The following is a 21099-nucleotide window of genomic DNA, read 5'->3' as shown; positions in this document are numbered from 1 at the left end:
CAGGTCCGGGGCGTGTCCGTACGGGTTACTAGACTTGGCCCGTGGATAGTGCAGATTTCTCCGACGTCCCCGGCGCGCCCGCCAGCAGCGACCGGCGGCTGCTGACGGACCTGGCCGCCGACCTGACCGCCCTGGATTACAGCGTGGACGGGGTGGCAACGCTGCTCGGCGCCGAGGCGTGGGAGGCCCTGGACCGCGACCAGCTGATTCCGGCCGTTCTGGCCACCGCCCGACTGCTGGAGGATCCGGCACAGGGCCGCCTGGCCGCCGTCGTGCGCCTCTGGCTGTTGGGCCGGAGCGTGCCGCCCGGGCAGCTGACCCGGGCGTTCCCGCGCACCGGGGTGGACGGGCTCGCGGCCCTCCGGCTGGCCGAGCGCGACGGCGGCGAGTGGCGGGCGGCCGTTGACCTCCGCCCGTACGCCTTCGGCGAGACCGAGCTGTGGGTGGCCAGCGACCTCGGTGCGCACCAGCGGCCCGGCGTCCTCCGGCACGACCACGTCCTGGGCATCGGCCAGGCCTCGCTGACGCTGGCCCAGCTGACCGTCCGCTCCGAGGTGGAACGGGCCCTGGACCTGGGCACCGGGTGCGGGATCCAGCTCTTCCACCTGCTGGGCCACGCCCGCCACGCCACCGCGACGGACATTTCGGAGCGGGCGCTGGCCTTTACCCGGTTCAACCTCGCGCTCAACGCCGGCCCCCTCGGGCTGGACCCGGACAACCTGGCGGAGCGGGTCAGCCTGCGCCTGGGCAGCCTGTTGGAGCCGGTGGCGGGGGAACGGTTCGACCTGGTGGTGTCCAACCCGCCGTTTGTGATCACGCCGCGCCGCACGGCCGAACGCACCGAGGAGCAATTCACCTACCGCGACGGCGGACTGCCCGGCGACGACATCGTGGCCTCCCTCTTCCGCTCGCTGCCCTCGGTGCTGGCCGACGGCGGCGTCGCACAGATGCTGGGCAACTGGGAAATTCCGGCGGGCACGGGCAGCTGGCACGCCCGGTTGGAGCAGTGGCTGGCGCCGGACACCGACGCCTGGGTCATCCAGCGGGAGCAGCTCAGCCCGGCGCAGTATGCGCAGACGTGGCTGCGGGACGCCTCGGTGAACCGCGACCCCGAGCTGTTCGAATCCGCGTACGCCGCCTACCTGGACGATTTCGCGTCCCGCGACGTGGAGGCCCTTGGCTTCGGGCTCGTATGGCTGCGCCGCTCCCTGCCCGAAACCACGGCGGCCGCCGCAGCTGCAGGATTGCTGCGGCGGTTCGAGGAGATCACCTATCCGATCGAGCAGCCCATCGGCCCGCACCTGGCCGCGGCGGTCGAGCGGGCCGATTGGCTGGCCGAGCACGCGGCGGACTTTGGCCGCCAGCACCTGCGGGTGGCCGAGGACGTGACCGAGGAGCGGCACCAGCGGCCCGGCGCCGAACACCCCGGCGTCATCTTGCTGCGCCAAGGCGCGGGGCTGCGCCGGACCAACCTGATGAGCACCGAGTTGGCCGGGTTCGTTTCCGCCTGCGACGGCGAACTGGGCGTGGACCAGATCATCGGTGCGCTGGCGGCGCTGTTGGGCCGCGAGGAGCCGGACTTCGCCCCGCAACTGTCCGCCGAAGTGCGGAACCTGGTGGCAGACGGCTTCCTGGTGCCTGCCGGCGGGTAAAAGGGAATCGTTGCCGGATTGCAGTCCGGGATTGGCCCGGCAACCCCGCCCGGCAGCCGTGACCGGCATTACACTTACTGATCATGACTAAGGCTTCAACCACCACGACCGGCCGGGCGGCCACGGCAGCGGCGGCCACTCCGGCCGAACCGGCAGCCGGAGACAGGGTCAATATCTCCGATGCCCGCGCCATCCGTGCCCTGGCCCATAACGTGCGGTTGAAGGTCATCGAAGAGCTCTTTGATACGCAGCAGCCGGCCACCGCCACGGAATTGGCGCAGCGGCACGGACTGACGCCCAGCGCCATGAGCTACCACCTCCGGGCGCTGGAAAAGTGGGGATTCGTCAAACGGTGCGTGAACCAGGGCGACGGCCGCGAACGGCACTGGCAGGCCGCCGCCGGACGCCTGGACGTGACCAGCGTGGCGGACAGCCGTGCCGCCACCATGGGTGTGGTGGATGTGGAACTGAACGACCTGCGCGAACGCCTGTCCAAGTACGTCAAACGGGACAAGCAATTGCCGAACCCCGACACCTGGCGACAGGAAGGGCACCTGGCGGCGCTCAGCACGGGACGGTTCTACCTGACCGAGGAACAGCGGAAGGACCTCGGCCGGCGGATCGGCGAGATCCTGCTGGAATACAGCCCGACCACCAATCCCGAAAACCGGGGCGAAGGGGCGGAAAAGCTTTACTATGTTTTCTCCTTCCTGCCCGGCGACATCGACAACGATTAGGGCCCTGCCGCGGGCATCGGCGACGGTCCGCGGCCCCGGAGGCGGCCGGCTGCACCCGCTGGCGTTTTCTGTTTCGCGGTACTGTTGCGGCTAACCTAGTGCTGACGGTCCTCCACCCCGCCGGGTTGGGGGACGTATTTACAAGCGCATCAACACCCTTTCTTTACGTAGGAGCACAGTGCCAGCCAAGGCCCGCGAAAAAACCGGTAAGAAACTCGTCATCGTCGAGTCCCCGGCCAAGGGCAAAACCATCGCCGGGTACCTTGGCGAGGGCTTTGAGGTCACGGCTTCCATGGGGCACATCCGTGACCTGCCCCAGCCCTCCGACCTGCCCGCCGAGCTGAAAAAGACGTCGGTCGGCAAGTTTGCGGTGGACATCGAGAACGATTTCGAGCCGTATTACGTGGTGTCTCCGGACAAGAAGAAAAAGGTCTCCGAGCTCAAGTCGATGCTCAAGGACGCCGACGAACTCTATCTGGCAACTGACGGTGACCGCGAGGGCGAAGCCATCGCGTGGCATCTGCTGCAGGTGCTGCAGCCGAAGGTGCCCGTGCACCGCATGACGTTCAGCGAGATTACCCGCGAAGCCCTGCAGCGCGCCCTGACCGAGGTCCGCGAGGTGGACACCGACCTGGTCGACGCCCAGGAGACCCGCCGCATCGTGGACCGGCTCTTCGGCTACGAACTCTCGCCGGTGCTCTGGCGCAAGGTCAAGGCAGGGCTGTCCGCCGGACGCGTGCAGTCCGTGGCTACCCGGCTGGTCGTCGAGCGCGAGCGCGAGCGGATGGCGTTCCGGGCGGCCTCCTACTGGGACCTGGTGGCAACCGTGGCGCCGGAGGATGCGGCCAAGGGCGGAGTGTTCAAGGCGAAGCTGGTCTCGGTGGACGGCAGCCGGGTCGCCGTCGGCAAGGACTTCAACGATCTGGGCCAACTCAAGGCCCGCTCCGCCGTCCATCTGGACGAGGCGGCCGCCACCGCGCTGGCAGACTCCCTGCGCAGCGCCAGCTTCTCCGTCCGCGCGGTAGAGAACAAGCCCTACACCCGCCGGCCGGCGGCGCCGTTCACCACCTCCACCCTGCAGCAGGAGGCGGCCCGCAAGCTCCGGTTCTCCGCCCGCTCGACCATGCAGGTGGCGCAGAAGCTGTACGAAAACGGCTACATCACCTATATGCGTACCGACTCGCCGGCGCTGAGCGACCAGGCCGTCAACGCCGCGCGGCGCCAGGCCTCAGAGCTGTACGGGCCCGAGTATGTCCCGGATGCCCGCCGCGTCTACAAGGGCAAGGACAAGAACGCCCAGGAAGCCCACGAAGCCATCCGGCCCGCCGGTGATTCGTTCCGCACGCCCGGCCAGGTCCGCAGCCAGCTTTCCAGCGACGAGTACCGGCTGTACGAGCTGGTCTGGAAACGCACGGTGGCCTCGCAGATGGCCGACGCCAAGGGATCGACGTCGACCGTGCGGCTCGGCGCCACGGCAGGGGACGGGCGGGACGCGGAGTTCACCGCATCCGGCACCGTCATCACGTTCCCCGGGTTCCTGGCCGCCTACGAGGAGGGCAAGGACGCCGGACGCGAGGACGAGGACGATGCCACCGGCGGGCGCCTGCCGAACCTCGCCAAGGGTGACGCGCTGGACGCGCAGGCGGTCGACGCCGTCGGGCACGAGACATCGGCACCGCCGCGCTACACCGAAGCATCACTGATCAAGACGCTGGAAGACCGCGGCATCGGCCGTCCGTCCACCTACGCCGCCACCATCTCCACCATCATGGACCGCGGCTACGTCCGCACCCGCGGCTCCGCCCTGGTGCCAAGCTGGATCGCGTTCTCCGTGGTGCGGCTCCTGGAGGAGTACTTCAGCGACTACGTCGACTATGACTTCACGGCGGAACTCGAAGAGGACCTGGACCGCATTGCCCGCGGCGAGGCCAGCCGGACCGAGTGGCTCTCCGGCTTCTACTACGGGGACCGTAAGGAAACCGGCCTGAACACCGTGGTGAACGACCTGGGCGAAATCGACCCGCGCCGGATCAATTCGATCGAGATTGCCGAGGGCATCACCCTGCGGGTGGGCAAGTTCGGCCCCTACCTGGAACGCAACGGCGAGGGCGACGGCGAGGAGCCGGAGCGGGCCAACGTTCCCGACGACCTGGCTCCGGACGAGCTGACCCCGGAGAAAGCCCTCGAGCTGATGGAAACCCAGGGGCCGGGCGAGCGCGAGCTTGGCAAGGACCCGGAGACCGGCCGGACGATCGTGGCCAAGGAAGGCCGTTACGGCGCCTACGTCACCGAAGTGATCCACGAGCCGACGGCCGAGGAACTGGCCGCGCAGCCGGTGGAGTACTACAAGAACGGCAAGCCCAAGCCGCCGAAAAAGCCCGCCAAGGTCAGGCCTCGCACCGGTTCCCTGTTCAAGTCGATGAGCGTGGACACCGTCACCCTCGAGGACGCGCTGAAGCTGTTGAGCCTGCCGCGGGTGCTTGGCACCGATGCCGAGGGCACCGAAATCACCGTGCAGAACGGACGCTTCGGCCCGTACCTGAAGAAGGGCAGCGACTCGCGGTCGATCGGTTCCGAAGAGGAAATCTTCACCATCACGCTGGAACAGGCGCTGGAGATCTACGCGCAGCCGAAGACCCGCGGCGGCCGCACCGCCGCCGCACCGCTGGCCGAGTTCGGCGTGGACCCGGTGTCGGAGAAGAACATCGTGGTCAAGGACGGCAGGTTCGGCCCCTACATCACCGACGGCGTCACGAACATCACGGTGCCGCGCGCCACCAGCATCGAAGAGCTGACACGCGAGCAGGCCATCGAACTGCTGGCGGAGAAGCGCGCGAAGGGACCGGCGAAAGCGGCGGCGAAGAAGCCGGTACGGCGCAAGGCCGCCGCCAAGAAGTAGCGGACGCCCCGGCCGCCGCCCGCGGCGGTCGGGGCCGGACGCGGTGCCCGTTTGCGGTGCCCGTGCCGCAGGCCTGCATAATATGAACATGCGTCTGGGTGTTCTCGACATCGGTTCCAACACGGTGCATTTGTTGTTGGTGGATGCCCGCCCGGGTGCCCGGCCGGTGCCTTTCGCCTCGCACAAGCGGCCGCTGTCGCTGGTGGCGTACCTGGATGCCGAGGGCAGTATCAGCCAAGAGGGCCAGCAGGAACTCATCGGCTTTATCCGAGAGGCCTGGCGGTTCGCCGGGCTGCACGGGGCCGAAGACATGCTGGCCTTTTGCACCTCCGCCATCCGCGAAGCGACCAACGGCAGGGCTGTGCTGGACCGGGTCAAGGCGGAAGCCGATGTCACGCTGCAGGAGCTGACCGGCCCGGAGGAGGCCGGCATGACCCTAGTGGCCGTCCGCCGCTGGTACGGCTGGGGGTCGGGCACCATCCTCGACCTGGACATCGGCGGCGGCTCCTTCGAGATGGCCATCGGTCATGACGAATTGCCCGAACACGCCGTCTCGGTGCCGCTGGGAGCGGGCCGGCTGACCAGGGAGTGGCTGCCCGAGGACCCCCCGAGCGTGAAGAGCATCAGGGACCTGCACGGGTATATCCGCGAGACGCTGGCTCCAGCGGTCAAAGAAATTTCTGCCCACGGCCGGCCGGACATGGTGGTCGGAACCTCCAAGACCTTCCGCTCGCTGGCACGGATCGCCGGAGCCGCCCCCTCGGCCGCCGGCCCGTACGTGCGGCGGGAACTGCACCGCACGGACCTGTCCCTGTGGACGCGCCGCCTGGCCGCGATGCCGGTCAGCGACCGTGTCAACCTGCCGGGTGTCTCGATGGTGCGGGCGCCGCAATTGCTCGCGGGTGCGATGGTTGCCGAGGCGGCGATGGAAATGTTCGAGACCGAGACGCTGCAGATCTGCCCGTGGGCGCTGCGGGAGGGGCTGATTCTCAAACGCTTCGATCACCTGCTCTACGACAGTGACGCCCCGGTCAGCCCCGTGGGCACCATGCTGGTGCGGCAGGCGCTGGAGCCGGCCCCCGCCGTCGAGAAGGTGGGCAGCTAGCAAACCCCGGCCCAACAACCGCGGAAACGTCACGCGGTGGGGCTGTGCGGTGGAGGGCTTAAATGGCGACGCCGGCGAACGTTGCGGTCGGTTGGGGGAGTCAACCGCTGTTCGCCGGCGCCTGGACCGGAACCAGCAGGTCCGGTCCATCATCACTCGCACCTTGATGAGGTGCTTATGACACTAGACGCAGACCTTGGGACAACGCCGTTAAACACCTGAACGGGACCTGTGAGTCCTTCCCCGCAGGTGTGCGCGGGGCACCGGACGGCGGCACGCGCCGGAGGACGGCCCCATGATTCAATGGCAGACATGACTGCTGACGCCACGGGAACGCCAACCGCACGCCGCATCGCTTTCCTGGGCTGTGGGTCCATGAACGAGGCCATCCTGGCCGGGCTGCTGGCCTCCGGAACACCGGCAGAAAATATGACCGCGACGGTGCGCCGCAGCGAACGCGCCGCGGAACTGCGCGGACGTTATCCCGGCCTGACGGTGCTGGCGGAACAAGACGACCCGGCGGCCAACACCCATGCGGTGCAAGGCGCCGACGTAGCCGTGCTGGGCGTGAAGCCGGCCGGCATCGCGGACCTGTGCCGGACCATTGCGCCGGCCTTGGACGCGGCGACCGTGGTGGTGTCCGTGGCCGCGGCAGTCACCGTTGCCGCCATGGAAGCCGCCCTGCCGGATGGCCAGCCGCTGGTGCGCAGCATGCCCAACACGCCGCTCAAGGTGCGCCGGGGGGCCGTCGGCCTCTCCGCCGGCAGCCACGTGACCGATGCCCAGTTGGAGGCCGCCCGCGAAGTATTCGCCGGCGCCGGCACCGTCGTCGTGGTTCCGGAACACCAGTTGGACGCGGTGTCCGCGGTCAGCGGTTCTGGCCCCGCCTATGCTTTCTACCTGGCCGAGGCGATGGCCGCCGCGGGCGTGGAGCTGGGCCTGGACCCGGAGCTGTCGATGACGCTGGCCCGCGAGACAGTGGCCGGCGCGGGCATCATGCTCGCCGCGCCGGACGCCGACCCGGCGGTCATGCGCCGTGCGGTCACCAGCCCGAACGGCACCACGGAGCGCGCCATCGCCTCCTTCGACGACGACGGGCTGCCGCAGGTGATCGCGCGCGGTGCCGCGGCCGCTGCGGAACGGGCGGCCGAACTGTCGCGCGAGCTGGCCTGAGCCGCGGCGGGCCCTGGCTCCGGGGGACCGGCGGGCGGCCCCGCTACGGGCGGGCCGCGAAACGCTCCAGCAGGTCCACATGCCCGGAGACGATCAGCATGTCCCGGCTGGAGACCTTGGTTTCGGGCCGCGCGTAGGTGAAGTCTTCGCCGGGCGACTTCACGCCCACCACCGTGACGCCGTACCTGGAGCGCACCTGGGACTCACCCAGCGTGAAGCCCTGGGTCTCCTTCGGCGGGTACATCTTGACGATGGCGAACCCGTCGTCGAACTCGATGAAGTCCAGCATCCGGCCGCCCACCAGGTGGGCGGCGCGGCGGCCGGCGTCGGCCTCCGGGTAGATGACATGGTTGGCGCCGATGCGCGAGAGGATCTTGCCGTGCGACGGGGTGATGGCCTTGACCCAGAGGTGTTCGATGCCCAGGTCCACCAGGTTCACGGTGATCAGCACCGAGGACTCGATCGAGGTGCCGACACCGACGACGGCGGAGCTGAACTCCTGTGCGCCCAGTTGGCGCAGCGCGTCGATGTTCGTGGCGTCGGCCTCCACCACGTGGGTCAACTGTCCCGACCACTTCTGTACCAGGGTTGGATCACGTTCGATCGCCAGCACCTCGCGGCCCTGCTTGACCAGTTGTTCCGCGGTAGAGGCGCCGAAGCGGCCCAGACCGACCACCAGCACGGGCGCGTTGTGGGCGGGACGTCTGTTCGATGCGGACTTGTCAGCCAATGATGGGCCTCTCTTCGGGGTAGTGGAACAGCTGGCGGCGCTCGCGCAGCGCCAGGGCGGCGGCCAACGTGATGGTGCCGACGCGGCCGGCGAACATCAGTGCGCAGAGCACGTATTTGCCCTCGGGCGGCAGCTCAGCGCTCAGGTTGGTGCTCAGTCCGACGGTGGCGAACGCGGAAATGACCTCGAACAGCACCCGGTCCAGGCTGTCGCCGGTGAAGGCCAGCAGCAGGCCGGCGGCGACGGCCACCAACGTGGCACCCATGACGATCACCGAGATGGCCACCCGCATGGCGCCTTCGGGGATGGTCCGGCCATGGACCTTCACGTCCCGGTCGCCGCGGGCCTCGGCTGCGATGGCCAGGAACACGATCGCGATGGTCGTGACCTTGATGCCGCCTGCGGTCGAGGCGGAACCGCCGCCGGCGAACATCAGGGCATCGGAAAAGAGCATGGTGGACGGCTCAATGTTGTTCATGTCCACCAGGTTGAAGCCGAGCGAGCGGGTCATCACGGACGCGAACGTTGCGTGCAGAACCTTGTCCCAGGTGCTCATGCCGCCCAGGGTCTCCGGGTTGCTCCACTCCATGGCGCCCCAGACCAGGGCGCCGACCACCAGCAGGATCAGGGACACCTCGACCGTGAGCTTGGTGTGAAGGTTCCATTTGCTGAAGCGCCAACCGCGCTCCAGGAGCACCATGACCACCGGGAACCCGAGGCTGCCCAGGAAACCGCCGACCATCAGCGGAAGCAGGATCCACTCGTCGGTCTCGTAGGGGACCAGGCCATCGGAGTGCGGGGTGAACCCCGCATTGTTGAATGCCGAGATGGCATAGAAGATGCCGTGCCAGGCGGCCTGGGGAAAGGATTCGCCAAGCATCAGGAAGCGGGGGATCAGCACCAGGGCGAGCACCACCTCGATGATCACCGAGGTGGTGATCACGATCCGCAGCAGCGCGCCGACCTCGCCCAGGCGGCCCGCGTTGCTCATGGCGGACTGGGCGATCAGCTTGCCGCGCACGCCCAGCCGCTTGCTCACCATGAGCGCCAGCAGCGAGGCCAGCGTCAGCGTGCCCAGGCCGCCGATGAAGATGCCCAGCAGGATCACGGCCTGGCCGAAGAAGGTCCAGTGGCCGGCGGTGGACACCACGGTCAGGCCCGTGACGCAGACGGCCGAGACTGCCGTGAAGAAGGCGTCGTGCAGCGGCGTGATGACCCCGTCGCGCGCCGCGGCGGGCAAGGACAGCAGCCCGGTGAAGACCAGGATCACCGCCACGTAGACGATCAGCGCCAGCCGTGCCGGGGAACTGTTGGCAACGCTGTCCACGAAGTCGCGGAGCGTGCGCAAAAGCGAGAATCGTTCGTGTTCCCGCCCGGCTAGCCATGACGGCTGCTGTCTGGTCATCCCGATCGCTTCTGTCCGGCTCCGAAATCGCTGACTTGCTCCTTGCAGTAGTAAATCATCATTTGATCGCACGGGGCGCGGGAAGAATGCGCGCGCACCGATGCTTTCGCGTAGCCTGTCTGTGATGTCAGCGACCCCAGTTCCCGCGGTTCCCACTCTGGCGGTGTGGAGTGAATCCGTCTTGGCCTACAATTTCGGCGCGCATCATCCCATGTCCCCGATCAGGTTGGACCTGACGGCCAAGCTGGCTGACGAATTCGCCATCTTCCACCGCCCGAACGTCACGTTGGCCGCAGCCGAAATCGCCGACGACGCGGCACTGCAGACCGTGCACGACCCGGCCTACGTGGCCGCGGTGAAGGCGGTCAGTGAAAACCCGGACGCCATTGATGACGAGCGGGGCCTGGGCACCGAAGACGATCCGGTGTTTCCGGGCATGCACACCGCCAGCGCCCGAATCGCCGGGGCCTCGCTGCAGTCCGCGGCCGCGATTCTGGACGGCTCCGCGCTGCATGCGGTCAACTTCGCCGGCGGCATGCATCACGCCGCGCGCGGCAAGGCGAGCGGGTTCTGCATCTACAACGACTGCGCCCTGGCCATCCAGCACCTGCTGGATAACGGCGTGCAGAAGGTCGCGTACGTGGACGTCGACGCACACCACGGCGACGGCGTCCAGTCGATCTTCTACAACGACCCGCGGGTGCTGACCATCTCCCTGCATGAAACCGGCACCCACCTGTTCCCGGGGACGGGCTTCGCGAACGAGAGCGGGGGCCCGGAGGCGCCCGGCAGTTCCGTCAACGTCGCCATGCCGCCCCGCTCCGGCGACGCGGCCTTCCTGCGGGCCTTCCACGCGGTGGTCCCGCAGCTGGTCAGGGCCTTCGCCCCCGAAGTGATCGTCAGCCAGCACGGCTGCGACAACCACGTCCGCGACCTGCTGAGCAGCCTCCGGCTGAGCGTGGATGCCCAGCGGCAAATGATGCTGGACACGGCCGACCTGGCGCGCGAGGTCTGCGGCGACCGCTGGATCGCCACGGGCGGCGGCGGCTACGACGTCTTCAACGTGGTGCCCCGCTCCTGGACACACATGCTGGCGATTGTTTCCGGCCGGGCCATTCCTTTGCACAGCGAGGTGCCGCAGTCCTGGCAGGACTACGTCGAGGTGCGGTACGGCCAGCAGGCGCCGCTGTACATGGGCGACGACGCCGACCTGTGGTGGCGCTCGTGGGAGGTCGGCTATGACCCCAACGACGGCGTGGACCGCACCGTGATGGCCACCCGCAAGGAAGTTTTCCCCTACCACGGACTCGATCCCTGGTTCGACTAGGCGGTTAATCGGCCGGCCCGGCCGTCAGCGATCGGCACACACGCCGAGCCAAGGGACTGCGCTGCCAAGAGGTTGCGCCAGAACCTCAGTGGGATGTCCGTCCCCGGTACGCGGTATAACGATTCTGCCCCGCCCGGGGCCAGGACCACCGCCAGGGGTGTGCCGCGGAGCATATATGCGGTTAGGGTAATGCAATGGCCATCGATGATGTCTTTGCAGTGATTGCCGAAGGTACCCGCCGGGACATACTCGGCTCGCTCCGTGACGGCGACAAAGCGGTTGGCGAACTGGTCGAAGAACTGGAGGTCAGCCAGCCGACCGTCTCCAAGCACCTGAAGGTGCTGCGCGAAGCCGGACTCGTCTCTATGCGCGCCCAGGGCCAGAAGCGCTACTACTCGCTGCAGACCGGGCCGCTGCAGCATGTGGCCGAATGGATCATCGGGTTCGGGGTCGATGTCCTGCCCGCGACCGAGGCGGAGCCGGTGGCGCCCGCGGTGGCAGCCGCCGTCGTCGCCCCGCAGGAACCCGGGCATTCGGTGACGGGGCGGAGCCTCGAGGTTCCGGTTCCCGCCAACCTGAGCCGGTCGCTGGGCCAGGCGGCGAACAAGGCAACGACCAAGGCCGCGGACATCTTCGCGCACCTGCCTAAACTGCCGCGCCGCCGCCGCGGCTGAGCGGCAGCCCCGGCGCCGTTGCAGGCGGCAGCCCGGCCTCGTCGCACGCAGCAGCCCGGCGGCGCAGCAGAGGCAACCCGCGCCGGACACGGAGGGCGCCCGGGCCGTGACGAGCCGCACATTCGGACCCGACGGGCCGGCGCGATTTGCCCGTGACGGCCCGCACTTTCCGCCCCGCCACCCCGCGGATCGGTGCCGGAACTGCCCGCGTCCGTGAGACAAACCGGCCGACTGTACCGCCGCCCGGCGCGTTACGAGGCGGTTCGGCGATGTGTCAGGTGTGTTTCTTAGATCCCGCTTCTTGTGGTTTTCTGTGTGAGGGCCCGCAGCAACCTGAGTGCCCCCATACGTCAGCTAGTGAAGGGACGCACCCATGGATGCCCACCTGCTTGAAGTCCGCGACGAAGTCTTCCGCCGCAACCCAGGCGAAACGGAATTCCACCAGGCCGTCACCGAAGTCTTCGAAACCCTCGAGCCGCTGTCCGCCCGGCATCCCGAATATTCCGACGCCGCCATCCTGCAGCGCATCTGCGAGCCCGAACGCCAGATCATCTTCCGCGTGCCCTGGGTGGACGACGCAGGCAACGTCCAGATCAACCGCGGCTTCCGCGTGGAGTTCAACTCCGCGCTTGGCCCCTACAAGGGCGGCCTGCGCTTCCACCCCTCCGTCTACCTGGGCATCATCAAGTTCCTCGGCTTCGAGCAGATCTTCAAGAATGCCTTGACCGGCATGCCCATCGGCGGCGGCAAGGGCGGCTCCGACTTCGATCCGCGCGGCCGGTCCGACGGCGAGGTCATGCGCTTCTGCCAGTCCTTCATGACGGAGCTCTACCGCCACATCGGCGAATACACCGACGTTCCGGCCGGGGACATGGGCGTGGGCACCCGCGAAATCGGCTACCTCTTCGGCCAGTACAAGCGCATCACCAACCGCTACGAGTCAGGCGTCCTCACCGGCAAGGGCATCGGCTGGGGCGGCTCGCTGGTCCGCCCGGAAGCCACCGGGTACGGCGCGGTGCTGTTCGCGCAGGAAATGCTCAAGACCCGCGGGCAGAGCCTGGACGGGCAGCGCGTCGCCATCTCCGGCTCCGGCAACGTGGCCATCAACGCCGTCGAAAAGGCGCAGGAACTCGGCGCCACGGTCGTCACCGCCTCCGACTCCGGCGGCTACATCGTCGACGAGGCCGGCATCGACGTCGAACTGCTGCGCCAGATCAAGGAAGTCGAGCGGGGCCGCATTTCGGAGTACGCCGAGCGCCGCGGCTCTGCCGTGCACTACGTGGCCGACGGCAACATCTGGGACGTCAACTGCACCGTGGCGCTGCCGTGCGCCACCCAGAACGAGCTGGACGAGAAATCCGCCCGGCGCCTGGTGGAGTCCGGGCTGGTCGCCGTCGCCGAGGGCGCCAACATGCCCTGCACGAGCGAAGCGGCCTCCATCTTCCAGGACGCAGGCCTGCTGTTCGGCCCGGGCAAGGCCGCGAATGCCGGCGGCGTGGCCACCTCGGCCCTGGAGATGCAGCAGAACGCCAGCCGCGACGCCTGGACCTTCGAGTACACGGAGCAGCGCCTGGCGGACATCATGGTCGGCATCCACGACCGCTGCGCCGAGACCGCCGAGGAATACGGCATGCCCGGCAACTACGTGGCGGGCGCGAACATCTCCGGCTTCAAAAAGGTAGCCGACGCCATGCTCGCCCTGGGCCTCATCTAAGGCAGCCAGCACAGCCCACAACACTGATGACGACGACGGTGCCCGCCACGGCGGGCACCGTTTCGTCTTGGTGCACGGGTCATCCCGCGGGTCCGGGCAGGCTTGACGGACGTTCCGGCCCGGCCTCCGCGGCGGCGGGACGCCCCGAGTAAGCTCACCCCATGGTGCAAAGACTCATCGGGCTAGACATCGGGGGCAGCAAGACACACGGCATCCGGCTGGACGACGGCTTGCCGGTCGCCGAAGCCACGGCGGGCAGCGCCAACGTGCAGAACGCCAGCCCCGCCCAGGCCGCCGCGGCCCTGGCCGAGGTCTTCGGCCGGCTCGGTGCGCCCGGGATCACGGCGGTCTATGCAGGGGCGGGCGGGATCGACACCGAGGGCGACGCGGCGGCGCTGCGCGCCCTGATCGCCCCGCTGGCCCCCGGGGCGGTCGTCCATGTTGTCCACGACACCCGCCTGGTGCTCGCCGCCGGACGCCTCCGCAGCGGGATCGGCGTGGTCGCAGGCACCGGATCGTCGGTGTGGGGCATCAACGAGGCCGGGCTTGAGGTCCGCGCCGGCGGCTGGGGGCACCTGTTGGGCGATGAGGGCAGCGGCTACTGGCTGGGGCGGGAAGCCGTCCGGCACGCACTCGCGCGCCTGGATGCGGGCCTGCGGCGGGACCGGCTCACGGACCTGTTGCTGGACGACTGCGGGGTGCAGGAGCCGGCCGAGCTGATAGCGCTGTTCCACTCGGCGAAAACCGACCGGCGGTTTTGGGCGGGTAAGTCCCGCCTGGTGGTGGCCGCCGCCGACGGCGCCGATCCGGCGGCGGAGGCGATCGTCGACCACGCGGCCGCCGACCTGGCCGGCCAGATTGCCCTGGTCGCCCGGCGGCTGGACATGGGCGGCCCGGTGGTGCTCGGCGGCGGGCTGGGCATGAACGTCCCGCGGTTCCAACGCTCGCTCGCGGCCGCGCTGGAACCGCACGGGATCGCAGACGTGCGCCCGCTGGACCGGGAGCCGGTCTTCGGCATAGATGTGCTGGCCGGCCTGGCCTGAGCGAGGCCGGTCCCGCACCGCCGGCCGCAGGAGCCGGTGCCCCGCCGTCGTCATAATCTGTCATGTCCCGGGCCCGCGTTTTCCTTCGGCTGCGGATCGGGCGTACAGTTCCGGGTATGACGACTCGTTGGTATGCGTATTTTGCGTTGGCTCTGGAGGGGCCTGACGTAACCGCTTAGCGCCTACGCATACCGACCTTCAGAGCCAACAGGGCAGAGATGATTCTCTGCCCTTCGCCATTTCTCCGGCGGGTTCTGTAGCGAAGTCCCGCCGCCAACAGACGGGACACCGACCATGAATTCAGCAGCCAACCAGCTCCTGGAAACCGAAGCGCCGACGCCGGCCAACGTCGAAGCGGCCACCCCGGCCTCGCCGCGCAGCACGAACAACCTGCGGGTGGGCGGCTTCAGCCCGCTGCCGTCACCCGGCGAGGTGCTGCAGGAACAGCCCCTGACCGCCGAGGCCGCCGCCGTCGTCGCCCGCGGCCGGGACGAAATCCGCGCCGTCATGGACGGGGTGGACGACCGGCTCCTGGTGATCGTCGGACCGTGCTCGATCCACGACACCGCGGCGGGCCTGGACTACGCGCGCCGGCTGGCGCAGGTGGCACGTGAGCACCGCGAAGAGCTGCTGATCGTGATGCGCACGTACTTCGAGAAGCCGCGGACCACCGTGGGCTGGAAGGGGCTGATCAACGACCCGCGGCTGGACGGCTCCCACGACATCGCCGCCGGCCTGCGGCTGGCGCGGACGTTCCTGCTGGAGGTGGCGGAGCTCGGACTGCCGGTGGCCACGGAGTTCCTGGAGCCGATTAGCCCGCAGTACCTGGCGGACCTGGTCAGCTGGGGAGCGATCGGTGCGCGCACCACCGAGAGCCAGATCCACCGCCAGTTGGTCTCCGGGCTCTCCATGCCGGTGGGTTTCAAGAACGGTACGGACGGCGGGCTGCAGGTGGCGCTCGACGCCTGCCACGCAGCGGCCGCGGCACAGGTGTTCCTGGGGATCGACGGCGAGGGGCGGGCGGCGCTGGTCTCCACCAACGGCAACCCCGACACCCACGTGATCCTGCGCGGCGGCGCGAGCGGCCCGAACTACGGAGCCCAGGAGGTGGCGGCGGCGTCCGGGGCGCTGGCGGAAGCCGGCCTGAATCCGCGGCTGATCGTGGACGCCAGCCACGCCAACAGCGGCAAGAGCCACCACCGCCAGGCCGAGGTGGCGCTGGAGATCGCCGCGCAGGTCGAAGCCGGCGGCAGCGCGATCGCCGGCCTGATGCTGGAGAGCTTCCTGGTGGGCGGGGCACAGAAACTGGAGGTGTCCCAGGACGGCGGGGGAGCGGCGCTGGTTTACGGGCAGAGCGTCACGGATGCCTGCATGGAGTGGGACGTCACGGCGGAGGTGCTGGCCCAGCTGGCGTCGGCCGCCGGGAATCGCGCCACGAAAGCGGCCTGAGGGTAAAAGGCCGTGCTTGGTTAAAACGCTTAAGCTACAGTGTGCACTTTCACTTTTGCCACAACAGCCTCTAAAGTATCTAGGAAGACGGTTGTTTGGGGCGGGGCAAGGCGGCACGCCGCCGGTGTTGCTTACAGTAAAGGAACAGTGCGTAATGGCTGACGAGAACAATTTCTCGAGTGTGCGCTTCTTGACGGTGTCGGAAGTGGCCGCGGTCATGCGCGTGTCCAAGATGACCGTTTACCGCTTGGTGCATTCGGGCGAAATGCCCGCCGTGCGCTTTGGACGTTCCTATCGGGTGCCCGAATCGGCCGTTGAGGAGTACCTGCGCGGAGCCGTGATCGACCGGGAGACCGGGACGGCCTGACGCTCCGGAGCGGGCCGGCTGCCGTCCGGCGGTCAAAGCGGGGGGCGCGGAGGCGGTACCCTGTTAAGGAACGTTTTACGTCATCGTCGAAAACCGTGAGTTGACGTGTGCCCCGCCGGGCACCGGCAGCTGACGAAACTATCAGTGAATGAGGGACTCGTGGGTTCAGTTATCAAGAAGCGCCGCAAGCGTATGGCCAAGAAGAAGCACCGTAAGCTGCTTCGCAAGACCCGTCACCAGCGCCGCAACAAGAAGTAGGACCGACAACCGGTTCCCAGGCTTCCAAGGCCCGCCAGGAAACTGGCGGGCCTTGTGCCGTTAACCGGTTTTCATCCCCGTAGGCGCGTGGGTCCGGCCGTTACGCCGCCGGCCGCCGGAATCTGTTGACCCCGCGCCAGAGACCGTAGACCGCGCCGGCACCGGTGGCGGCCTTGAGGCCCAAGGTGGCCGCCCGACGGCCGCTCCTGTAGTCGTAGACCGGCCAGTTGTTTTCCCGGGCGTGCCGGCGCAGCCTGGCGTCCGGGTTGATCGCCACCGGGTTGCCCACCAGGGTCAGCAGCGGGACGTCGTTGTAGGAGTCGCTGTAGGCCCAGCAGCGCGCCAGGTCCAGGCCCTGGCGGATGGCCAACTCCTCGACCGCGATAGCCTTGGCCGGCCCGTGCAGGATGTCCCCGATGAGCCGTCCGGTGTAGGCCCCGCCTTCGGTTTCGCCCACCGTGCCCAGGGCGCCGGTCAGGCCCAGCCGGTCCGCGATGACGGCGGCCACCTCAACCGGCGTGGCCGTGACCAGCCAGACCTTGCGGCCCACCCGCAGGTGTTGGTCCGCCAGCGCCCTGGTCCCGGGCCAGATCTTGGAGGCGATGACTTCGTCGTAGACCTCGTCGCCCAGTTGTTTGACGTCGTCGCTCAGCAGGCCGGTGGCAAGGGCCAGCGCCGTGTCACGGATCGACTGGATGTCCTTGAGGTTCTCTCCCCGCATCAGGAAGCGGGCCTGCTTGAAACCGAAGCCGGCAGCGTCGCGCATCCGGAAGGCGCCGCTCTGGTACATCTTGCGGGCCACGTGGAACAGGCTGGCGCCGCGCATCAGGGTGTTGTCGACGTCGAAAAATGCCGCTTCCGTCCCCGGGTCCGTGGAGACCGAGGCGCGCTGTGCATGGCCGGCGGCGGTCTTGGGCATGCTTCGAGTCTAACGAGGCGCCGGGGATTGTCCGTTCACCGCCGCCGGCCGCTACCGTTGAAGGCATGAGTGGATCCGACACCGGCCCCGGGCACGAACTGGTGCTGCTGACCAAACCCGGCTGCCATCTGTGCCAGGCGGCACGGGAGACCGTCGGGAGCGTTGCGGGCGAGCTCGGTCTCGCCTGGGAGGAGAAGAACATCCTCGAGGACCCCGAGCTCGAGCGGCGCTTCGCCGAGGAGATCCCCGTGGTCATGATCGACGGCGTCCAGCGGGACTTCTGGCACATCGACCCGGACCGGCTGCGACGGCTGCTCACACAGTAGCCCGGGGCGGTCCGGCCGGCGTCACAGGAGTTGGAGAGCGGCGCGGGGCAGCTTAATCTTGGGGAGACACAAGCCTGCGGTTGGACAGCCGCCGGCGGCACCCAGGACCCGGAACGGCTGGAAACGGCACGGCCGGAGCCCCGCAGCAGGCATCGGAGCGACAACAGTGACCCACCTCCCGGATACCGAGGCTGCCAAGCCATCCGGCCACGAGATCCCGCCGGCCGCGCTCGCACGCCTGACCATCTACCTCCGGGCCCTGAATTCGCTGGTGTCCGAGGGCACGGAACGCATATCGTCCGAGCAACTGGCCGAGGCCGCCGGCGTGAGCCCGCCCACCCTGCGCAAGGACCTTTCCTACCTCGGGTCGTTCGGTACCCGCGGCGTGGGCTACGACGTGCGGCTGGTCGGCCAGGAGATTGCCGCGGCCCTGGGGCTCACCCAGGACTGGAAAGTCGCGATTGTCGGCATCGGCAACCTGGGCCGGGCCCTGGCCGGCTACTCCGGATTCACCACCAAGGGGTTCGGAGTCGTGGCGCTCTTCGACGCGGATCCGCAGGTCGTCGGGTCGGAGGTCTCCGGGATGCGCGTCAGCCCGATCGGTGACTTGGAACTGATCCTGCGGCAGACCGGCGCCAACATGGCGGTCCTGGCCGTGCCCGCGGGTGCGGCCCAGGGGCTCTGCGACCGGCTCGTCGAAGCCGGCGTCACGAGCATTCTCAGCTTCGCGCCCGCGGTGCTGCAGGTTCCGCCATCCGTGCAGCTGCGGAAGGTGGACATGGCCACCGAACTGCAGATCCTGGCCTACCACGCGCAGCGGGCGCAGGCGACGGAGCACAGCTGAACACCGCGCCCCGCGGTGTTCCGGCCGCCAGGCGGCCGGAACACGCTCCCGGTCAGCGGCCGTAGACGCCGAACTTGTGCGCCTTGGTGGCCTGGAAAAACCTGTTCGACGCCGGCAGGAACAGCAGCACGATCGCCGCGATGCCCAGCAGCACGGACAAGGTGCCGAACCAGATGTTGAAGAGTCCGAACAGCGACAGCGCGGCGAACACCGCGCCGGTGATCCGGGCCCAGTTCTTGCCCGCCTTCACGCCGAAGGCCACCATCAGGTACAGCCCGACGGCGATCACCGCGGTGATGACGATGAACACTCCTGCCGTACCGCTCATCATTTCCGCCAGCTCGGCGTCAGAGAACTGGCCGCCCTGCTCGCCCAGGGCCTCGCGGACCGACGGGTCGTTGAGCACCGTCGCCATGGTGCCGTCCAGGTCCGCCAGTTCCGTCAGCATTTCAATGGCGGTCAGCACGGCGGCAGCAATGATCAACCAGAAGGCGATGACGACTTCGCGCGGCGCCGTGGGCTTGGCAGCGGTCTGCGCCTGCCCGCCGGGGTAGCCGTACTGGCCGGGTACGGCGTTCTGGTAGCCGTACGGCTGCTGCCCGTACTGCTGGCCGTACGGGGACTGTCCCTGCTGACCCTGGCCGTACTGCTGGCCGTACGGGGACTGTCCTTGCTGGCCCTGCCCGTACGGCTGCTGTCCGTATGGCTGTCCGGGCTGCGGCGGGTTCTGCCCGTACTGTCCGTACTGCGGGGCATTTTGCCCGTAGGGAGGCTGATCCGAACCGGGCTGCTGGGGCGCGTTCTGGCCGTATTGCGGCAGGTTCTGCCCGTACCGTGGCTGTTCTTGGCCTCCGGGCCGGCCCTCCGCGTCACCGGGCTGGTTCGGTTCATTTTCTGGGGTGCTCATGGCCGGTTCCTTTTCATCTCATCCACACGGGTCGCCCTCCGTGCGGCCGGCCTGCGCGCCGGCCGCAGAGGTGCTTGGCAGCTGTTAAGGCAACACTACAATGCAGGCCAGCGCCGTGTCGGTCGGCCTGAAGGATGATTTTCTTCCCGGGCGGCCCACAGCGGCCAGGCCCTACACCCGCGCGGGCGGACAGCGGGGCTTTTGGGCAAACACCGGCGGTTTGAGACACTTGTACCCATGCCCGAAGCTACCGTCCACCTGCTCCGCCACGGCGAGGTCCACAACCCCGACCGCGTGCTGTACGGCAGGCTGCCGAGCTTCAGGCTGTCGGCGCTGGGCCAGGAAATGGCCGAGTGTGCCGCCGGCTACTTTGCCGAACGCCGCGACGATGGCGCCACGATCAGCTACCTGGTGGCCTCGCCGTTGACCCGGGCCCAGGAGACCGCGGCCCCGACCGCCAAGGCGCTCAACCTAGAGATCGTCACCGACGAGCGGATCATCGAAGCCGAGAACCACTTCGAGGGGCTGGCGGACATCCGCTCGCACCTGAACCAGCCCCGGCACTGGCCGCACCTCTACAATCCCTTTCGGCCGTCCTGGGGGGAGCCGTACGCGGCGCAGGCCGCCCGGATGCGCAAGGCCATCGACGACGCCCGCCGGATAGCCGTGGAACGCGGCGGGGAGGGCGCCGAGGCGGTCCTGGTCAGCCACCAGCTCCCCATCTGGGTGACCCGGCTGGCCTCCGAGGGCAAACGGCTCTGGCATGATCCCCGCCGCCGCCAGTGCACGCTGGCCTCCGTGACTTCCCTGGAGTTCGACGGCGGCCGCCTCGCCGGGGTGCATTACGCCGAGCCGTGCGCCCACCTGCTGCCCGGTGCGGCGAACCTGCCCGGAGCATAATAGAATTACTACGCGTTGTAGAAGTGGGACACCCCCAACCCCACGAAGAAAAGTGTGACTGTGACTGCCGATAACCCCCGTTCGTTCAATCGCCGTACCGCGTTCAAAGTCGGTGCGGGGCTGCTGGGCGCCCTCTCGCTCGCCGCCTGTTCCGTCGAGGATCCGTTGGCCCAGCAAGCCAACGCCGGCGACAACAAGAACTACATTGCCGGCGACGGTTCGGTCACCGAGTACGCGCCGGACTCGCGCGGCGAACCCGTCCAACTGACCGCCAAGCTCTTCGACGGCACCACCGTCGATGCGGCCGACTGGGCCGGTCAGGTGACCGTCCTCAACTTCTGGTACGCCTCCTGCGCGCCCTGCCGGCTGGAAGCTCCGGACCTGCAGGCGCTGAGCGAGGAATTCGCCGACGGCGCCCGGTTCTACGGCGTCAACATCCGGGACGAGCGCCCCACGGCAGAGGCCTTCGAGCGCAACTTCGGGGTGACGTATCCCAGCTTCATGGACAAGAACGGCGACGTCCTGCTGGCGATGACCGCCTACGTGCCCCCGCAGGCCGTCCCCACCACGCTGGTGCTGGACAAGGAGGGCCGCGTCGCCGCCCGGATCCTGGGCGTGGCGGACAAGGGCACGCTCCGGGCCCTGATTAAAGACGCAGTGGCCGCCTAAC

At 68.5% G+C, this 21099-nt stretch carries 20 protein-coding genes; 16 read left to right on the top strand and 4 right to left on the bottom strand.

Annotated features, from left to right (window positions below; translation table 11 throughout):
- Positions 1-41 precede the first annotated feature (41 nt).
- The 5 genes from AC5RVZ_RS05995 to proC all read left to right on the top strand — a co-directional run bounded on the left by AC5RVZ_RS05995 (position 42) and on the right by proC (position 7566).
- Positions 42-1652, top strand: a complete 1611-nt coding sequence (locus AC5RVZ_RS05995; RefSeq protein ID WP_494064878.1) for a DUF7059 domain-containing protein — start codon at positions 42-44, stop codon at positions 1650-1652.
- Between the two features lie 83 nt (positions 1653-1735).
- Complete coding sequence (locus tag AC5RVZ_RS05990) at positions 1736-2389, top strand: ArsR/SmtB family transcription factor (protein WP_494064877.1); 654 nt, start codon at positions 1736-1738, stop codon at positions 2387-2389.
- A gap of 178 nt (positions 2390-2567) precedes the next feature.
- Positions 2568-5288, top strand: coding sequence for a type I DNA topoisomerase (gene topA, locus AC5RVZ_RS05985; protein ID WP_494064876.1), 2721 nt, complete (start codon positions 2568-2570; stop codon positions 5286-5288).
- Positions 5289-5376: 88 nt separating this feature from the next.
- The gene (locus AC5RVZ_RS05980; RefSeq protein ID WP_494064875.1) at positions 5377-6393 is read left to right on the top strand and encodes a Ppx/GppA phosphatase family protein; all 1017 of its coding nucleotides are present in this window, start codon (positions 5377-5379) and stop codon (positions 6391-6393) included.
- Positions 6394-6705: 312 nt separating this feature from the next.
- Positions 6706-7566 (top strand): pyrroline-5-carboxylate reductase, encoded by an 861-nt coding sequence (proC, locus tag AC5RVZ_RS05975; RefSeq protein WP_494064874.1) that lies wholly within the window; start codon positions 6706-6708, stop codon positions 7564-7566.
- A gap of 43 nt (positions 7567-7609) precedes the next feature.
- Here the strand turns inward: proC and AC5RVZ_RS05970 are convergent, their stop codons facing one another.
- Positions 7610-8248, bottom strand: coding sequence for a potassium channel family protein (locus AC5RVZ_RS05970; RefSeq protein ID WP_494064873.1), 639 nt, complete (start codon positions 8246-8248; stop codon positions 7610-7612).
- A gap of 40 nt (positions 8249-8288) precedes the next feature.
- Positions 8289-9701 (bottom strand): TrkH family potassium uptake protein, encoded by a 1413-nt coding sequence (locus tag AC5RVZ_RS05965; protein WP_494064872.1) that lies wholly within the window; start codon positions 9699-9701, stop codon positions 8289-8291.
- Positions 9702-9825: 124 nt separating this feature from the next.
- Here AC5RVZ_RS05965 and AC5RVZ_RS05960 point away from each other — a divergent pair, with 124 nt between their 5' ends.
- From AC5RVZ_RS05960 to AC5RVZ_RS05930, 7 genes are all read left to right on the top strand, one after another.
- Positions 9826-11028, top strand: coding sequence for an acetoin utilization protein AcuC (locus AC5RVZ_RS05960; protein ID WP_494064871.1), 1203 nt, complete (start codon positions 9826-9828; stop codon positions 11026-11028).
- 194 nt (positions 11029-11222) lie between these two features.
- Positions 11223-11702, top strand: coding sequence for an ArsR/SmtB family transcription factor (locus AC5RVZ_RS05955; protein WP_494064870.1), 480 nt, complete (start codon positions 11223-11225; stop codon positions 11700-11702).
- 373 nt (positions 11703-12075) lie between these two features.
- Entirely contained in the window at positions 12076-13416 is a 1341-nt protein-coding gene (gdhA, locus tag AC5RVZ_RS05950; RefSeq protein ID WP_494064869.1) for an NADP-specific glutamate dehydrogenase, read from the top strand.
- A 161-nt stretch (positions 13417-13577) separates the two neighbouring features.
- Positions 13578-14459 carry an N-acetylglucosamine kinase gene (locus AC5RVZ_RS05945; protein WP_494064868.1) on the top strand — a complete coding sequence of 294 codons (882 nt, stop codon included), beginning with the start codon at positions 13578-13580 and terminating at the stop codon, positions 14457-14459.
- A gap of 294 nt (positions 14460-14753) precedes the next feature.
- The gene (locus AC5RVZ_RS05940; protein ID WP_494064867.1) at positions 14754-15908 is read left to right on the top strand and encodes a 3-deoxy-7-phosphoheptulonate synthase; all 1155 of its coding nucleotides are present in this window, start codon (positions 14754-14756) and stop codon (positions 15906-15908) included.
- A gap of 154 nt (positions 15909-16062) precedes the next feature.
- Positions 16063-16275 carry a helix-turn-helix domain-containing protein gene (locus AC5RVZ_RS05935; RefSeq protein WP_493978048.1) on the top strand — a complete coding sequence of 71 codons (213 nt, stop codon included), beginning with the start codon at positions 16063-16065 and terminating at the stop codon, positions 16273-16275.
- A gap of 159 nt (positions 16276-16434) precedes the next feature.
- Positions 16435-16533, top strand: a complete 99-nt coding sequence (locus AC5RVZ_RS05930) for a 30S ribosomal protein bS22 (RefSeq protein ID WP_003792170.1) — start codon at positions 16435-16437, stop codon at positions 16531-16533.
- A gap of 100 nt (positions 16534-16633) precedes the next feature.
- On the opposite strand, the gene AC5RVZ_RS05925 is transcribed toward AC5RVZ_RS05930, so the two are convergent.
- The gene (locus AC5RVZ_RS05925; RefSeq protein WP_494064866.1) at positions 16634-17452 is read right to left on the bottom strand and encodes an HAD family hydrolase; all 819 of its coding nucleotides are present in this window, start codon (positions 17450-17452) and stop codon (positions 16634-16636) included.
- Positions 17453-17517: 65 nt separating this feature from the next.
- On the opposite strand from AC5RVZ_RS05925, the gene AC5RVZ_RS05920 reads away from it, so the two are divergent.
- Both AC5RVZ_RS05920 and AC5RVZ_RS05915 read left to right on the top strand, forming a co-directional pair.
- A complete protein-coding gene (locus tag AC5RVZ_RS05920) occupies positions 17518-17778 on the top strand; it encodes a glutaredoxin family protein (protein WP_494064865.1) in 261 nt (86 codons plus the stop codon).
- Between the two features lie 166 nt (positions 17779-17944).
- On the top strand, positions 17945-18622 hold the full coding sequence (locus tag AC5RVZ_RS05915; RefSeq protein ID WP_494064864.1) for a redox-sensing transcriptional repressor Rex: 678 nt from the start codon (positions 17945-17947) through the stop codon (positions 18620-18622).
- Between the two features lie 52 nt (positions 18623-18674).
- On the opposite strand, the gene AC5RVZ_RS05910 is transcribed toward AC5RVZ_RS05915, so the two are convergent.
- The gene (locus tag AC5RVZ_RS05910; RefSeq protein ID WP_494064863.1) at positions 18675-19529 is read right to left on the bottom strand and encodes a hypothetical protein; all 855 of its coding nucleotides are present in this window, start codon (positions 19527-19529) and stop codon (positions 18675-18677) included.
- Positions 19530-19766: 237 nt separating this feature from the next.
- Between AC5RVZ_RS05910 and AC5RVZ_RS05905 the strand changes: the two genes are divergently transcribed.
- Both AC5RVZ_RS05905 and AC5RVZ_RS05900 read left to right on the top strand, forming a co-directional pair.
- On the top strand, positions 19767-20429 hold the full coding sequence (locus AC5RVZ_RS05905) for a histidine phosphatase family protein (RefSeq protein WP_494064862.1): 663 nt from the start codon (positions 19767-19769) through the stop codon (positions 20427-20429).
- A 54-nt stretch (positions 20430-20483) separates the two neighbouring features.
- Complete coding sequence (locus tag AC5RVZ_RS05900) at positions 20484-21098, top strand: TlpA family protein disulfide reductase (RefSeq protein ID WP_494000627.1); 615 nt, start codon at positions 20484-20486, stop codon at positions 21096-21098.
- The last annotated feature ends 1 nt before the right edge of the window (position 21099 follow it).

The organism is Arthrobacter sp. Cza30, assembly GCF_059090765.1.
This window is presented reverse-complemented; position numbering and strand designations above follow the sequence as displayed.

Bases quoted from the DNA above. Each gene is read 5' to 3' on its own strand.
- AC5RVZ_RS05990 (WP_494064877.1), top strand. From the start codon at position 1,736: ATGACTAAGGCTTCAACCACCACGACCGGCCGGGCGGCCACGGCAGCG.
- AC5RVZ_RS05955 (WP_494064870.1), top strand. From the start codon at position 11,223: ATGGCCATCGATGATGTCTTTGCAGTGATTGCCGAAGGTACCCGCCGG.
- AC5RVZ_RS05965 (WP_494064872.1), bottom strand. From the start codon at position 9,701: ATGACCAGACAGCAGCCGTCATGGCTAGCCGGGCGGGAACACGAACGA.
- AC5RVZ_RS05925 (WP_494064866.1), bottom strand. From the start codon at position 17,452: ATGCCCAAGACCGCCGCCGGCCATGCACAGCGCGCCTCGGTCTCCACG.
- AC5RVZ_RS05935 (WP_493978048.1), top strand. From the start codon at position 16,063: ATGGCTGACGAGAACAATTTCTCGAGTGTGCGCTTCTTGACGGTGTCG.
- AC5RVZ_RS05920 (WP_494064865.1), top strand. From the start codon at position 17,518: ATGAGTGGATCCGACACCGGCCCCGGGCACGAACTGGTGCTGCTGACC.
- AC5RVZ_RS05940 (WP_494064867.1), top strand. From the start codon at position 14,754: ATGAATTCAGCAGCCAACCAGCTCCTGGAAACCGAAGCGCCGACGCCG.
- AC5RVZ_RS05905 (WP_494064862.1), top strand. From the start codon at position 19,767: ATGCCCGAAGCTACCGTCCACCTGCTCCGCCACGGCGAGGTCCACAAC.
- AC5RVZ_RS05910 (WP_494064863.1), bottom strand. From the start codon at position 19,529: ATGAGCACCCCAGAAAATGAACCGAACCAGCCCGGTGACGCGGAGGGC.
- AC5RVZ_RS05960 (WP_494064871.1), top strand. From the start codon at position 9,826: ATGTCAGCGACCCCAGTTCCCGCGGTTCCCACTCTGGCGGTGTGGAGT.
- AC5RVZ_RS05945 (WP_494064868.1), top strand. From the start codon at position 13,578: ATGGTGCAAAGACTCATCGGGCTAGACATCGGGGGCAGCAAGACACAC.
- proC (WP_494064874.1), top strand. From the start codon at position 6,706: ATGACTGCTGACGCCACGGGAACGCCAACCGCACGCCGCATCGCTTTC.
- gdhA (WP_494064869.1), top strand. From the start codon at position 12,076: ATGGATGCCCACCTGCTTGAAGTCCGCGACGAAGTCTTCCGCCGCAAC.
- AC5RVZ_RS05980 (WP_494064875.1), top strand. From the start codon at position 5,377: ATGCGTCTGGGTGTTCTCGACATCGGTTCCAACACGGTGCATTTGTTG.